This is a genomic window from Cohnella lubricantis (assembly GCF_014212015.1).
GTDB classification, from domain to species: domain Bacteria; phylum Bacillota; class Bacilli; order Paenibacillales; family Paenibacillaceae; genus Cohnella; species Cohnella lubricantis.
In genome coordinates, this window is record NZ_JACJVN010000087.1 from 1 (window position 1) to 13042 (window position 13042).

The following is a 13042-nucleotide window of genomic DNA, read 5'->3' on the forward strand; positions in this document are numbered from 1 at the left end:
TCGGAGGCGGCGCAATGTGGCGGAGTTATCGGGAAAAACCCGATAACTCGGTCCGTCTTGCGTATCACGGCGGCGAGTAGTCCGGAAAAACCGGGTAACTCGGGTCGAAGGCAGCGCAATGTGGCGGAGTTATCGGGGAAAACCCGACAACTCGGTCCGTCATGCGTATCACGGCGGCGAGTAGTTTGGAAAAACCGGGTAACTCGGGTCGAAGGCGGCGCAATGTGGAGGAGTTATCGGGTAAAACCCGACAACTCGGTCGGTCATGCGTTCGACAGCCCCGTCGCGCCGCTCTATGCTCTCGCAACCTCCGCAACCTGCGCTGCCGCCGCGGCTGGCGCCGCGCTCCTTCCCCCGGGGCCGCCTAGACGCCTGCCGCCGCCGCAGCTCCTGGGATCGTCGCCGGTCCAGCCGCCTCTGCCCCTTCAACCGCAGCATTCGCCGGCACGCGCGCCGCTTCCCCCGCCGCTCCCGCAGCTTGCGAAGCTTCGCCCTGCCACAGCAGGCGCATCTCCTCGCTGATCTCGAGCAGCTCGGACAGCGTGCCTTCGGCATCCACACGCCCATCCTTCAGTACGATAATGCGGTCCGCGCGCGCCAGCGCCTCCCGGCGGTGGGACACCGCGATGCAGGTGACGTCGGGCTCCGCGAACAGCCGCTCCCACAGTGTCTTCTCCGTCTCGACGTCGAGCGCGCTCGACAGATCGTCGAAGATCAATAGGTCGGAATGCGTCATCAGCATTCTCGCCGTGGCGGCGCGCTGGATCTGCCCGCCGGACAGCATGACGCCGCGCGGGCCGACGCGCGTCTCCAAGCCGCCTTCCAAAGCCAGCAGATCCTGCTCCATCACCGCCAGCCGCAACGCGCGGTCCATCTCCTCCGGCCCGACAATGCGGCCCTGGGTGATGTTCTCGCGCAGCGTGTCGCTGAACAGGCGCGGCACTTGCGGCGTGTAGGCCGAGCGCGGAGGCTTGAGGAATTCCGCCGGCTTCTCAACCCATCTTCCGTTCCAGACGATGTTGCCCTCCGCCTTCGGCAACAGCCCGAGCAGCGTCCGCACGAGCGTCGACTTGCCCGAGCCGATCCGGCCGGTAATGACGAGGAACTGACCGCGTTCCAGCTGGAAGCTGATGTCCCGAATGCCGTTCTCGGATTCGGGATACGTATAGGTCAGCCCGCGAACCTCCAAGCTCCGCAGCCGATCTTCCTCGCGCCCCGCAGGCTCCTCCGCCTCCGGAGCGTCCGCGTACAGATGAATGTCCCCGGCTTCCGCGACGCGATCCTCTTCGCCGGGGCGGAACAGAATCCGCATCCGGCCGAGGGCGACGCGCAGCCGCTTGTGCTGGAACACCATGTAGCCGAACAGCGAGATGCTGAACGAGAACGACGTCAGATACGAAGTGAACAGCGCGATATCTCCGACGGTGAACCGGCCGGCCTTCATCTCGGCGGCGCACATGAGCAGTATGACGCCGGTACAGACGCTCAGCACGTGCTGGTTGAGGGATTGCATCCACTTCTTGAAAAGACTGTCCATCAAAGCCGCCTTGCGCCGGCCTTCATTCAACCGCTCGAAGCGGCTGAGCACATGCTGCTCCGCTTGCCCGAGCTTGACCGCCTGCACCGCGCCGAACGTCTCGGCGATGAAGCTGGTGATGCGGCCCGTCGCTTCCCGGTTCGCCTGCGTATAACGTCTCGCGCGGCTGCCGGACAGATTGTTCAGCAGCGTCACGAGGACGAGCGGGAGAATGGCGACGGCGGTGATGAGCCAGTTGATGTTCGCCATGATCGCGAGGCAGACGACGGCGTAGATGAGTCGGCCCCAGAAGTCGACCCACGACTCCACGTATTCGACGACTTCGTCGACGTCCTCGCGGAAGCGGGTCATCGCCTCGCCCGGCGAAGCGGGCAGGTTGCGCCCCGGCCAGCGCATGATGCCGGCCAGCATGTTGCGGCGCAGCACGGCTTGCAGATGATAGATATAGGTGACCCATTCGAAGATCGCGACGTAGAATACGCCGATCCGCGTGAAGCGAATCGCGGCGACGGCGACCAGCGGTACCGCAAGCCATAGATAGTCTTGGGAAGAGCTCATCGCCCGATCGTCGAAGAACCACTTCATCCCCAGCCCGACGCCGACGGGCAGCGAATGGAAGACGCCCCATAGCAAGGCGTTGACGATATATAGGGTAGGCCTGAATTGGAACAGGCGTCCCATGAAATTCGTGACCGTCACGCCAATTCCTCCTGATTGTTCGTTCTAAGCAGCCGCCCATAGTGCGAATCCGGACGCTTGGCCAGCTCTTCGCGCGCGCCGAATTCGACCACGTGCCCACCCTGCAGCACCAGAATCTTGTCGACGCTGTCGAGCGTGGACAGCCGGTGCGCGATGACGATGCCCGTGCATTCGGAGAGCAGCTGATCGACGGCTGACTGCAGCGCCGCTTCCGTTGCGGCGTCCAGCCGCGACGACGGCTCGTCGAGAATAACGAGGCTCGGCTTCGTCAAGAACACCCGCGTCAGCGCGAACAGCTGCGCTTCGCCTGCGGAGAGCGACGTGCCGCCGGTGGAGATCGGCGTGTCGAGCCCTTCCGGCATGGCGTCGATCCATTGCTTCAGGCCGAGCCGTCCGGTCGTCTCGAGGATCATCTCATCTGTGAGTTCGGGGTTGAACAGCGTCAAGTTGTCCCGGAGCGAGCCGTCGAACAGCTGGACGTCCTGTGTCACCATGCCGACCTTGCCGTACAGCGTCTCCATGCGCAGGGAACGGATGTCCTTGCCGCCGATCCGGATCGTGCCGCCGTTAATGTTGTATAAGCGCAGCAGCAGACGGCTGATGCTGGACTTGCCGCTTCCCGTTCGTCCGACGAGGCCGAGCCGTTCGCCCGGCCGCAGCTCGAAGCTGATGCCGTGCAGCACTTGCTTGTCTTCGTTGTAGCCGAAGTCGACGTTCTCGAACGAGACGCCGAGCGGGCCGTCCGGCAGCGTGTCGTCCGCGCCGTCCGCGATCTCGCTGCGCAGGGAGAGCAGCTCGCGCGAGCGGCGCATGCCCGACTTAGCCTTCTGGAAGTCCTGCATCCGGTCGCCGATCTGTTCGATTGGGTCGTTCAGCATCGACGTGTATTGATAGATTAGGAACAATGTCCCCAGCGTGATCTCATCGTTCATGTACAGGCGAACGCCCATGAGCATGACGGCCGTCACGGCGAGCGTATAGAGCGCGACGGTGGTGTTCCATGGCGTGACGCGGTGCATCCACGCCCGGCGCCCGCTGCGGAAGACAGCTCGCATCGCGCGGTGATAACGATTCATGAGGCGCGGCACGCCGCCGTTCGCCTGCACGTCTTCAATGCCGGCGATCCTCTCTTCGATGAGGCCGAACAGCTCCGCGCTGGCCTGCCGTTCCGCTTGGGAAGACGCCACGCCGACGTTGCGGATCGCCAGCATGACGCCGATGGCGAGAAGAGTGAATACTGTCATCGTTAGAGCGATCGGCCAGTTGATCATGAACATGTAGCCGAGAATGCCGATGAGCAGAATGGCGCTGGCGGCGATCTGCACGATGAAGTTCGCGAAGAAGTTCGACATATGGATGACGTCGCCGTCGATGCGCTCGATCATCTCGCCGGGCGTCTTCAGATTGTGGAACCGCATGTCGAGCCGCAGGCAATGCCGCAGCAGCGAGGAGCGGATCCGGTTCGTTGAGCGCCAGGCAACGTCGTTGCCGAGATAATCGACGGTCACGGTGACGAGCTGATTCGCCACGGCCACCGCGAGGTAGACGCCGGCCAGCGACAGCAGCACGTTAAGCGCGCCTTGGGCGATCGCCATGTCGATGAATCGCTCGACGATGATCGGCTGGACGAGCTGCATGGCCGTTGCCGCGAGCAGCAGAAGGAACAGCGCGAGCATGCGCCATTTGACCGGACGGAGATATTGAATAAACCATGACATGGAGAGGTTGGTTGATGGCGGCATGATAATAGAGCCCCTTTCTGTTAAGACGGTGAGACGGCATGACCCGCAGCTCGTTACAGAAGGAACCCTGGAGCGGAGAAAAATAGAAAAGCTCCAGGCGGATCCGCCTGGAGCCAAGTATACGAGAAGTCGAATCGACTAATGCGTGTATACGTGGGCGGGGTCAGCCAAAGAATGAGAACCTGTACGACGGACAACGGTTTGTTGCAGCTGTTGGCGTTGCGCGAATGTGATGGCGTTCGTCATTGTGGCGACCTCCTTACTCTTCTTGAATATTTTGCCTTGGCAAAGGATAGCGTGAATATAACATGGTCCCGCGAGAAGCGTCAACCATGAAATGCTAATGGCGAAGGATATTTGGGAAATCTTTAGGATCTGCTATGGCCTTGAAGCGACCGCGCGGCAAGGTAGAGCGCAGCGGCGATCGCAGTGGCCGTCACCGCGACGGTCAGCCAAGCGGAGCCGCCGTCCGAGAGGGCGGCGTCCAAGCCGCCGGCTGCGAGCTGCGAGAGACGGCCCGGGTTCCACGGTTGCTCGAACGGCAGAGATGAAGCCGCGACCTGAAGCAGCGCCGCCAGCGCCAGCGAGCCGAAGGCGGCCGCGGCCGGGCTGCTGAGCAGCGAGCTGAACAGCAGAGCCAGCGTGCCGACGAAGCTGAGCCAGAGGCCGAAGTACAGCAAGCCGGCGATGACGGACGGCCCGCCGACGGAACCGAACAAGGTGACGGTATAATACCAGGATGCGACGTAACCGGCCGCGAACGAGAGCCAAGAGATCGCGAGGATCGAGGCCCACTTGGCGGTGATGAACGATAGATAGGAGACCGGCTTGACCAGGATCATCGCGGCCGTGCCGGAAGCGCGCTCGTTCGATACGGCTCCCATGGACGACAGCGCGAGGAGGAGCAGGCCGATCGTTCCGAATTGCTGGAGGGAGCCGGCCATAACTTCCGATGCGTTCGGCAGCGGAATCGAACGGACGACATCCTCCGGAAGGCCGCCGGAGCTTGCCAGAATGTCGGGCAGGAAATAGGCCGTGATCGGCTGCGAGACACCGAGCACGAGGAAGCTGATCGGCAGCCAGATCAGCCTGTAGCTGCGGAGGAGCTCCAGCCACTCTTTGCGGAATAGGACGAGCCAGGTTCTCATGGATTCCCCACCGCCTTCATGAACAGATCTTCCAGCGTCGTCTGGCCGATCTCCAGCTTCGCGACGCGGACGTCGGCTTCCGCCAGCTCTCTTAGCACCGCACTCCGCGCCGCATCCAGATCGCGAGCGGCGAGCCGGACGCCGGAAGCGGTCCGGGACGAGGCTTCGATGCCGTCCGGGAGCCGCCGCAGCCAGCCCTCCAGCCAACTGCGCGAACCGGCGTCGCCTTCCGTCTCCAGCGTCAAGACCGGCTTGCGGTCCTGTTCGCGAATCCGTTCGAGCGGACCGCCCACCGCGATGCGGCCGCTCCGCATGATCAGCACGTCGTCGCACAGCTCCTCCGCGTCGTGGAGAACATGCGTCGAGAACAGCACCGTCGTCTCCGCCTTCAACTCGCCGAGCAGCGACATGACTTCGCGGCGCCCGATCGGATCGAGCGCGGATACCGGCTCGTCCAGCACGAGCAGCTTCGGCCGGTGAATGAGCGCCTGCGCGAGGCCGAGCCGCTGCTTCATGCCGCCGGAATATCCGGCGATCCGGCGCTTGCCGGCCGCGCCGATGCCGACGCGCTCGAGCAGCTCAGAGCTGCGCCGAGCCGCCTCCTTCGCCGACAAGCCGCACAGCCGGCCGGCGTGAATGAGATATTCGCGTCCTGTCATCCAGCCGTAGAAGGCGGGCGACTGCGGCAGATAGCCGATCCATCCGCGATAATCTTGGCCCGGGGCGACGCCTTCCATGCGAATCTCGCCCGATGTCGGCCGGAGCAGCCCGGTCAGCATTCGTATCGTCGTCGTCTTGCCCGCGCCGTTCGGGCCGAGCAGCGCTATGCAGCGGCCCTCGTCGACTTGGAATCCGACGCCGTCCACGGCGCGAACGTCTCCGAACGTCTTGACCAGCCTCTCCACCGTCAGCAGCGCCATCGCTAATCAGACCTCCTGCCGAAGATGAAGAAGGCGATGGAGCCGAGCAGGTTGCCCAGCAGGATGATCAGCGCCCACATGTATTTGGGTCCGCGCGTACGCTCCGCCCGGACCAGGACGACGAGCGCCGTCACCATAAGCACAAGCTCTGCGACGATGACGGGAATCAGCAAGGACAGCAGTTGAGAATCCGATATATTTTCCACGAAGATAACCTCCTTAATGGGACCGGCTGCGCCGGCTGAACCATCCGCTTCGAACGATGAGCCAATAGGCGATCAGCGGAAGCGGGAATTGAATCAACCCCCATATGCCCCAGAACCAAGGATAGCGGGCCCGCTTCCGGGCGTCCTTGAACAGCCAGGTCGATTGGCAGAGAAGGAGCAGGGGGACAACCGCCAGCACCGCAATCGTCAGGTTGTCCATTCGCGCTTCACGCTCCGTTCTTTGCGGGCCAGGACGAAGAGATAGACAATGGCGCCAATCAAAGCGGCTGCCTGAAGGCCGGCGAAAGCGGCGATATTCCACTGAAGGATGAGCAGCACGCTGCCGATGATGAAGATGCCCAGCGTCCACAGGAGGAGCAGATCGCGCCACAGCTTGCGGCTGAGCTCTCCCTTGCGCTGCGACACCAATTGCTCCAATGCGGCCAGGCGAGGCACGGGGGGCTCCATCCGTTCATCCCAGCGGCTCAGATGATCGCCGAGAAGCTCGCGGAATTCCGCCGCTTCCGCCTCCTCGCGGGCGCCGCCGTCGCTGGCTTCCATATGCCGGAGAGACTGCCGCTCGCCATCCCCCGCGCCTTTCTTAAGTCCTTCGTTATCGAATCCCGTTCGCCGCGTCTTCATCTTCTTTAAGCTCCTTTCGCAGATGGCTCAGCCCGTTGTGCAGCCTTGACTTGACCGTTCCCAGAGGAATGTCGAGCCACTGCGCGATCTCTTCGTAGGCATAGCCATAATAATATTTCAGCAGAATCGGCACTCGGACGTCATACGGCATCTCGGCGAGCGCATCCAAGGCGTGCGGCCATTCCGCCTGCTGCATCGAAGTCTCGAAGCGGATGGCCTGAAGCGCCTGCTCGGCTGTCTGCCATTTGCGCTCCCGCCCTTGGCGGCGCATCTCGTCCATATAGAGCCGCGTAGCGATGGAGATGAGCCACGTCGAGAACTTTGACTTGGCTTTGAAGGTGCTGATGCGTTCGATGGCCCGCAGCATCGTCTCCTGCACAAGGTCCTCGGCCATGGCCTTGTGCATCGTGACCTTGAGCATGTAGCGGTACAGCATGGCGTAGTTGTTCTGCAGCAACTCGGCTAGCGCTCGTTCGTCTCCGCGGACGGCGCGCCGAATGGCGGCTGGATCTTCTGGCACATAAGCGTTCATTGGCGCCGGCCGGCCCCTTTCCGAGAATGTGTGACGTCTTGCGTGTTTGATCGTACGACGCTCGAAGGCGTCCGAAAGTTCACGGGGTCTGGAAAAATTTTTTTGGCGAAGAGGTTTGAAGGAGGATCGGCGAGAGGTATGAGACCGAAGGGGCCCCTTGGCCCGCGTTCCTTCTGCTATCGGTTATTCCGAGGATCGGAACGTATGTTTGCATTTGATTATTGATAATGCTAAAATATGGTCGTATCCTCAAAATGAGTCAAGGAGTGATTAGTTTGCCGCTAAACGCTTATTTGAACTTCAATGGCAACACGCGGGAAGTCGTTCTGTTCTATGCCGAGGTGTTCGGTCTGCCGGAGCCTGTGTTCTCCACGTTCGGTTCGATGCCGGAAGAACCGGCACATCCGCTGCCGCCGGCGGCCAAGGACCTCATCATGCACGCCCAGCTCACCATCGCGGGCAGCGCGCTTATGTTCTCGGACGTGTTCCCGGGAATGCCTTATCAGCGGGGGACGAATGACTTCTCGCTTGCTTACGTGAGCAAGGATGAGGCCGCTATTCGGGATGCGTTCCATAAGCTGATGGAAGGCGGCGAGGTTCGAATGGAGCTTCAAGAGGTGCCGTGGAGCCCATGCTACGGAATGGTGAAGGATAAGTACGGCATCGGCTGGCAGCTCAGCCTCGAGAGCTAAGGAGAGTAACCAGCTGGTACATACGGATATTCTCCGAAGGGGGAGTATCCGTATTCTTATTTCTGGCGCCGCCAGATGCCCGTACATTCGGGAACAGCGCGAGGCGCCTTCCGGCGTCTTATGCTCGAGAATCGTATTAGGCAGCGCGTCGCTTTGAGCTTGCTTGGCAAACTTCACCCTGCCTGAGTACCGCTCGGCGTATCGCTTCACTCTGAAGTAATAAGGGCCGGCCAGCAGCCTCAGCTTGGACCGCTTCTTGGGCTTCGACATCGGAATGGCTCCCTTCATGCCGTTCGTTCATTCTGAGACGAGTCCGGCCGAGTTCTGCAGGACGATCCTCCAGCCGTCCGGGTCGCAGATCGTGACGCCGTTCAACTTCCAGTACGGATTCTCAGGCTCTACAGCAGGATATCCCATGGAATTAAGTCTAGCGGCAATGGCGTCTCGCACTTCCCGGTTTGGTATGTAAAAGACTAATAGGTTATCTTCGGATGGGGGCGGTGTCGGAATCGCATCCACATGCTGTGTAAATTCCAAATGATAATGGACATCCGGCAGTCCCAGCATCACGCCGTCGTAACCGTTATGTTGGGCGAAGGAGCCGATGATTTGAAGTCCGAGACCTTGGGTGTAGAATTCAATGATTTTGTCCAGCTGATGGGTGGGGCGGGCCGCGCGGAATTGTACGGCGGGCAGTTGATCAGACCATGGCAGCGTCATATTGTACCTCCAAAGGTTTAGTTATAATCCATTTTAATCCAGATGAGCTCATAATTGATACAAAAAAACCGCGATTTCTCGCGGTTCTTGGACATTTCAATTAAATGGCGCGCCCGATACGATTCGAACGTACGACACACAGTTTAGGAAACTGTTGCTCTATCCTGCTGAGCTACGGGCGCGCGAACGAGAATCATTATAACAAATTTCCGCCGGAACGGAAAGCGACGGCTGGAGAGCGATTGCCAAGCCGTCTGAATAACGGTATTTTTAACATAACACAGGTTGAAAATGCATAGAACAAGGCGGTTACACCTATGCCGGTAAACATACGCGACATCGCTAAGGCGGCCGGCGTATCGGTCGCGACGGTATCGAAGGCGTTGAACGGCTATTCGACCGTCAACGCTGCGACCCGGGCGAAGATCCAGCGCATCGCAGAAGAGATGCAATATCATCCGAACTCGGCGGCCCGCTCGCTTGTCGGGCAGCGGTCGATGACGATCGGCGTATTCCTGACGACGGGGCTGGCGAACCCTTTCTTCGCCGGCGTGCTTGGCGGCATTGACCGTGCATTGAAGGATCGCGGCTACGACCTCATCTATCTCGCGCAGGCACACGCTGAAGAGCCAGGTTATAGTCTCATGCGTCATTGCCGCAGCCGCAATGTGGAAGGACTCCTCGTGTTCGGCATGCAAGAGAACGATATGGACTTCAGCGAACTGATCGGTTCCGGGCTGCCAGTCGTCTTCATCGACATGGAGATGGAAGGAGAGCATGTCGGCATGATCTCCTCCGACAATGCCGAAGCGATCCGAGCGGAGGTTCAGCATCTGGCTGGTCTGAATCATCGTCGGATCGCTTTCATATCAGGCATCGCCGGCACGTATCCGGGCAGGATGCGCGAGCGGGGCTTCCTGCAAGGCATGGCCGAGCAAGGACTTGACCGCCGCCCCGAGTACATGATCCCCGGCGACTATTCCCGCGAGAGCGGTTACGAAGGTATGCGCCGGCTGCTCTCCCTGCCTGAGCGGCCGACGGCGGTTATCTGCTGCTCGGACGCCAGCGCTGTCGGGGCTCTGGAAGCCGCGCTCGAGCAGGGGCTGTCCGTGCCGGACGATCTCTCGATCGTCGGCTTCGACGATGTCGAAGCGGCGCGCAGCGTCCGGCCTGCGCTGACGACCGTCCGTCAGGATATGCAAGGTATCGGCTACCAAGCGGTCGGGCTGCTTGATGACCTCATCCGCGGCGAAGAACTAGCTGAGAAGCGGATCATCCTGCCGACGGAATGGGTGGAGAGGGATTCGTGCGGACCGGCGAAGGAATCGCGTTAGCGGGTTGCGGGTTCCTACATTGGGAGCCATGGATTCCTGAGCCGGTTGACTACGCGCCCATTCTATCCTCGATGACCGCCTTATCTCGTCCGAACACCTATATCAGTGGCGAATAACTGCCTAGAATACAACTAGCGACTGACTTCGCGGTTGATCCCATCCGACCCCGTCGAATTCTTCCCCTGGAAGCTCCAATGCCGCTAACTTCCGCCAGACGTCCCTGTCTCGCATCCTTAAGCCTCTTCCCGCAGCGACTCGATCAGATTCAGCTTCGAGATCCGCCGCAGCGGGCCTTGCACCGACAGCAGGCCGACGGCAAGCGCCGCTCCGCAGGCGATCAAGGCGCCGCCCCATGGGAAGTGGAAGGGCGAGCCCTCGATCCCGTTCAGTTCTCTGTTCAGGAAGTAACTGAGACCTATGCCGCACAGCAGCCCCCAGAAGCTGCCGAGCGCTCCGAACCAGAGCCCTTCGAGCGAAGCCATGCGCTTCAGCTGCCCCGGCGTCATGCCGACCGCTTGCAGCAGGCCGAACTCGCGCCGTCTCAGCAGCAGATTCGTCTGTACGGTATTCACGATGTTTAAGCTGCCGATCAGGCCGATAACCGTCAGGAAGCCGTAGATGAAGATCTTCATCTGCAAGTTGAACTGGCGCTCTTGCTTCTGTTCGGCGGCGACGTCGATCAGTCGAGCGTTCGGCAGCGAGCCGACAAGCGATTGAAGCGCTTGGCGAACCGCCTCGTCGTCCGCGCCGTCCTCTAGCGCGACATCCACGCCGTACATCCTCGTGCTGCCGATACTATCTTCCGAGTAATCATCAACCAGCTGGTCGTATACGGCCGAAGGCGCCATAACCATGAGGGTGTCTTCCTGATACATCGTTCCGAACGGAGCTTGCGACAAGATACCGCCGACGGTAACCTCGCGCAGCACGGGTTGAACGCCGCTAACGTTACTGCTCTCGTCGCTTTTGCTACCCCCGCCGTTACCGCCATCGCCGCCGCTTCCATTGCTTCCGCTGCTCGATGAGCTAGACCCGTTCGCTCCGCCGCCGCTACTCGCTGCATCCTCGGTTCCGGCTTCAGCCTCGCTCCTCGCAGCAAACCCCGTGAAGTCGATCAACAGCTTATCTCCGACTTTATATTGCGTCATATCCAGCAGCGTGCGCTTGCCGGTCTCCGGATCGCTCGGCTTCACCGATTGCACGAGCAATACCGCGTTCTCTGCTTCGAGCTTGCGAGGATCCGCCGTGCCTGCTGTCAGGTAGGCCTCTGCTTCCTTCAGCCGGGCATCGTCATACTTCTCAATGAGCGAATAGGCCATCACATAGTCGACGCCATCCTTGCTCTTCGTATCCATCGTTCTGCCCGAGATCGCCGAGAACTGATGGTTGAACTTGCCCTCGGGCGCCCAGATCGGCATACCCATCGAGCCATAATTGCCATAGGCTCCGCGCACGCCGGGAATCGCCGCGATCTGAGCCATCTGCTCCGCGGAGAGGAATTCGCGCTGCTGAGCCTCGTCGTCTTCCTCACCGTCCGCACGATCCGCCAGTCCGCCGCCTCCGATGTTATTCTCATAGATCGAGAAGGCGATTCGGGTCTCTTCATTGGAAGCGGTCGTGATCCGGAACATCTCTTGGGTGAAGTAATGGAACACGATGAACAGCGTCACGCTGATCACGATCGAGAACGTCGTAATCCGGAACTTGCTCCGGTTGCGCCGGATGTTCTTCGCCGCCATCTTGCCGCCTACGCCGAAGCTCGACAGCGGTGAAGGCACAAGCCCCCGCCGGAACGATTCGCGTACGATACTGCCAGCGCCGCGCACGGCTTCGACCGGCGACACGCGGGCAGCCTTGCGCGCAGGCAGCCAGGCGGCGAGATATACCGAGAGCAGACCGACCAACACGCTTCCGAACATAATCCAGTTGTGCCATGTCAACTGGAAGTCTTCCATGTCCAGAATGCTGAAGCCGGCGGACAGCATCAGGCGAATGACGAGCCATAGCGCGCCCCAGCCGCACAGCAGGCCGAGCGGGATGCCAATGGCCGCCAGCACCGTCGCTTCACGGAAGACGAGTCCCCGGATTTGCCTAGGCGAAGCGCCGATGGTGCGCAGCAGGCCGAACTGCCGAATCCGTTCCAACACCGAGATGTGGAAAATGTTATAAATAACCGCTGCCGTCGATAACACTACCAGCGCAATCAGCGTTCCAAAGATAATCCGGAGCGACAAATTGAAGTTGCCGTCAGGCGACTCCCCCATATAGCCGAGAACCTCTCGATTCACCGCGAATTGCTCCTCGCTTAGCTTCCGGAACTCCGGCAGATGGTCGCTAATATCGACGCCATGCTTAAACGTTGCCAGCACCATAAGCGTCCCCGATTGGGCCGCCGAACCGTTCATCAGCGTATACGCCTTCGAAGCAGCCTCCTGCTGGCCGCTCCGCGAGTTGTTCAGCACGCCGGCAATCCGGTACGTATGCGCCGAACCGTCTGGACCGTTCAGCTCCGTCGTGTCGCCGACTTTGGGTTCGCCGGGCAGGCGCGCGAGCATCCATTGCTCGACTGCGACTTCGTCCGGCGACTGCGGCCAGTGTCCTTCCTGCAGATGCAGCGGAGCGAGAGCGAACGCATCGGGGTTCGCCTCCACCAGCTTCATCTCGAAGCCGTCCGCCAGCTCCGTCGCAGGTCCTGCCTTCAACACGCCGACTTGCCCGACCAGCACGTTGTTCTTCACTTGCTCATACAGCTTAGGTTCGGCTTCGCCATAACCGAAGTGATAGGCCCCCGAATCATATATCGCCTTCTGCAGCGCGTTGTCCTGCATGCTCTGCCCCATCGTGCCGATCGCGCTGATCAGCGCCACGGA

Annotated in this window: 12 protein-coding genes and 1 tRNA gene; 2 read left to right on the top strand and 11 right to left on the bottom strand. The window is 60.8% G+C overall.

The annotated features are described in order from the left end of the window. Positions 1–364 precede the first annotated feature (364 nt). From H4Q31_RS19615 to sigY, 8 genes are all read right to left on the bottom strand, one after another. Positions 365–2236 (bottom strand): ABC transporter ATP-binding protein, encoded by a 1872-nt coding sequence (locus H4Q31_RS19615; protein ID WP_185180758.1) that lies wholly within the window; start codon positions 2234–2236, stop codon positions 365–367. Then, on the bottom strand, positions 2233–3978 hold the full coding sequence (locus tag H4Q31_RS19620) for an ABC transporter ATP-binding protein (protein WP_185180759.1): 1746 nt from the start codon (positions 3976–3978) through the stop codon (positions 2233–2235). The genes H4Q31_RS19615 and H4Q31_RS19620 overlap by 4 nt, the downstream gene beginning before the upstream one ends. A 368-nt stretch (positions 3979–4346) precedes the next feature. Next, positions 4347–5126 (bottom strand): ABC transporter permease, encoded by a 780-nt coding sequence (locus H4Q31_RS19625; RefSeq protein ID WP_185180760.1) that lies wholly within the window; start codon positions 5124–5126, stop codon positions 4347–4349. After that, positions 5123–6046, bottom strand: a complete 924-nt coding sequence (locus H4Q31_RS19630) for an ABC transporter ATP-binding protein (protein ID WP_185180761.1) — start codon at positions 6044–6046, stop codon at positions 5123–5125. Before H4Q31_RS19630 ends, H4Q31_RS19625 begins: the two co-directional genes overlap by 4 nt. 2 nt (positions 6047–6048) lie before the next feature. Further along, positions 6049–6252: a PLDc N-terminal domain-containing protein gene (locus H4Q31_RS19635; RefSeq protein WP_311771770.1), complete on the bottom strand. Its 204-nt coding sequence runs from the start codon at positions 6250–6252 to the stop codon at positions 6049–6051. 13 nt (positions 6253–6265) lie between these two features. After that, positions 6266–6472 (bottom strand): hypothetical protein, encoded by a 207-nt coding sequence (locus tag H4Q31_RS19640; protein ID WP_185180762.1) that lies wholly within the window; start codon positions 6470–6472, stop codon positions 6266–6268. Continuing rightward, positions 6460–6894 (bottom strand): DUF5345 family protein, encoded by a 435-nt coding sequence (locus H4Q31_RS19645; RefSeq protein ID WP_185180763.1) that lies wholly within the window; start codon positions 6892–6894, stop codon positions 6460–6462. The genes H4Q31_RS19640 and H4Q31_RS19645 overlap by 13 nt, the downstream gene beginning before the upstream one ends. Further along, entirely contained in the window at positions 6866–7426 is a 561-nt protein-coding gene (sigY, locus tag H4Q31_RS19650; protein ID WP_185180764.1) for an RNA polymerase sigma factor SigY, read from the bottom strand. The genes H4Q31_RS19645 and sigY overlap by 29 nt, the downstream gene beginning before the upstream one ends. 275 nt (positions 7427–7701) lie before the next feature. On the opposite strand from sigY, the gene H4Q31_RS19655 reads away from it, so the two are divergent. Continuing rightward, entirely contained in the window at positions 7702–8118 is a 417-nt protein-coding gene (locus H4Q31_RS19655) for a VOC family protein (RefSeq protein ID WP_185180765.1), read from the top strand. Positions 8119–8415: 297 nt separating this feature from the next. Here H4Q31_RS19655 and H4Q31_RS19660 read toward each other — a convergent pair whose 3' ends face one another. Beyond that, positions 8416–8838 carry a VOC family protein gene (locus H4Q31_RS19660; RefSeq protein ID WP_185180766.1) on the bottom strand — a complete coding sequence of 141 codons (423 nt, stop codon included), beginning with the start codon at positions 8836–8838 and terminating at the stop codon, positions 8416–8418. A gap of 105 nt (positions 8839–8943) precedes the next feature. After that, positions 8944–9020: transfer RNA gene (locus tag H4Q31_RS19665), tRNA-Arg, on the bottom strand. 135 nt (positions 9021–9155) lie between these two features. Between H4Q31_RS19665 and H4Q31_RS19670 the strand changes: the two genes are divergently transcribed. Further along, positions 9156–10172, top strand: a complete 1017-nt coding sequence (locus tag H4Q31_RS19670) for a LacI family DNA-binding transcriptional regulator (protein WP_185180767.1) — start codon at positions 9156–9158, stop codon at positions 10170–10172. Between the two features lie 233 nt (positions 10173–10405). Here the strand turns inward: H4Q31_RS19670 and H4Q31_RS19675 are convergent. Next, on the bottom strand, positions 10406–13042 hold a 2637-nt coding region (locus tag H4Q31_RS19675; protein ID WP_185180768.1), incomplete at its 5' end, for an ABC transporter permease.

Excerpts from the sequence above, each read along its gene's own strand:
- H4Q31_RS19620 (WP_185180759.1), bottom strand. The coding sequence starts at position 3,978 with ATGCCGCCATCAACCAACCTCTCCATGTCATGGTTTATTCAATATCTC.
- H4Q31_RS19625 (WP_185180760.1), bottom strand. The coding sequence starts at position 5,126 with ATGAGAACCTGGCTCGTCCTATTCCGCAAAGAGTGGCTGGAGCTCCTC.
- H4Q31_RS19630 (WP_185180761.1), bottom strand. The coding sequence starts at position 6,046 with ATGGCGCTGCTGACGGTGGAGAGGCTGGTCAAGACGTTCGGAGACGTT.
- H4Q31_RS19640 (WP_185180762.1), bottom strand. The coding sequence starts at position 6,472 with ATGGACAACCTGACGATTGCGGTGCTGGCGGTTGTCCCCCTGCTCCTT.
- H4Q31_RS19645 (WP_185180763.1), bottom strand. The coding sequence starts at position 6,894 with ATGAAGACGCGGCGAACGGGATTCGATAACGAAGGACTTAAGAAAGGC.
- sigY (WP_185180764.1), bottom strand. The coding sequence starts at position 7,426 with ATGAACGCTTATGTGCCAGAAGATCCAGCCGCCATTCGGCGCGCCGTC.
- H4Q31_RS19660 (WP_185180766.1), bottom strand. The coding sequence starts at position 8,838 with ATGACGCTGCCATGGTCTGATCAACTGCCCGCCGTACAATTCCGCGCG.
- H4Q31_RS19670 (WP_185180767.1), top strand. The coding sequence starts at position 9,156 with ATGCCGGTAAACATACGCGACATCGCTAAGGCGGCCGGCGTATCGGTC.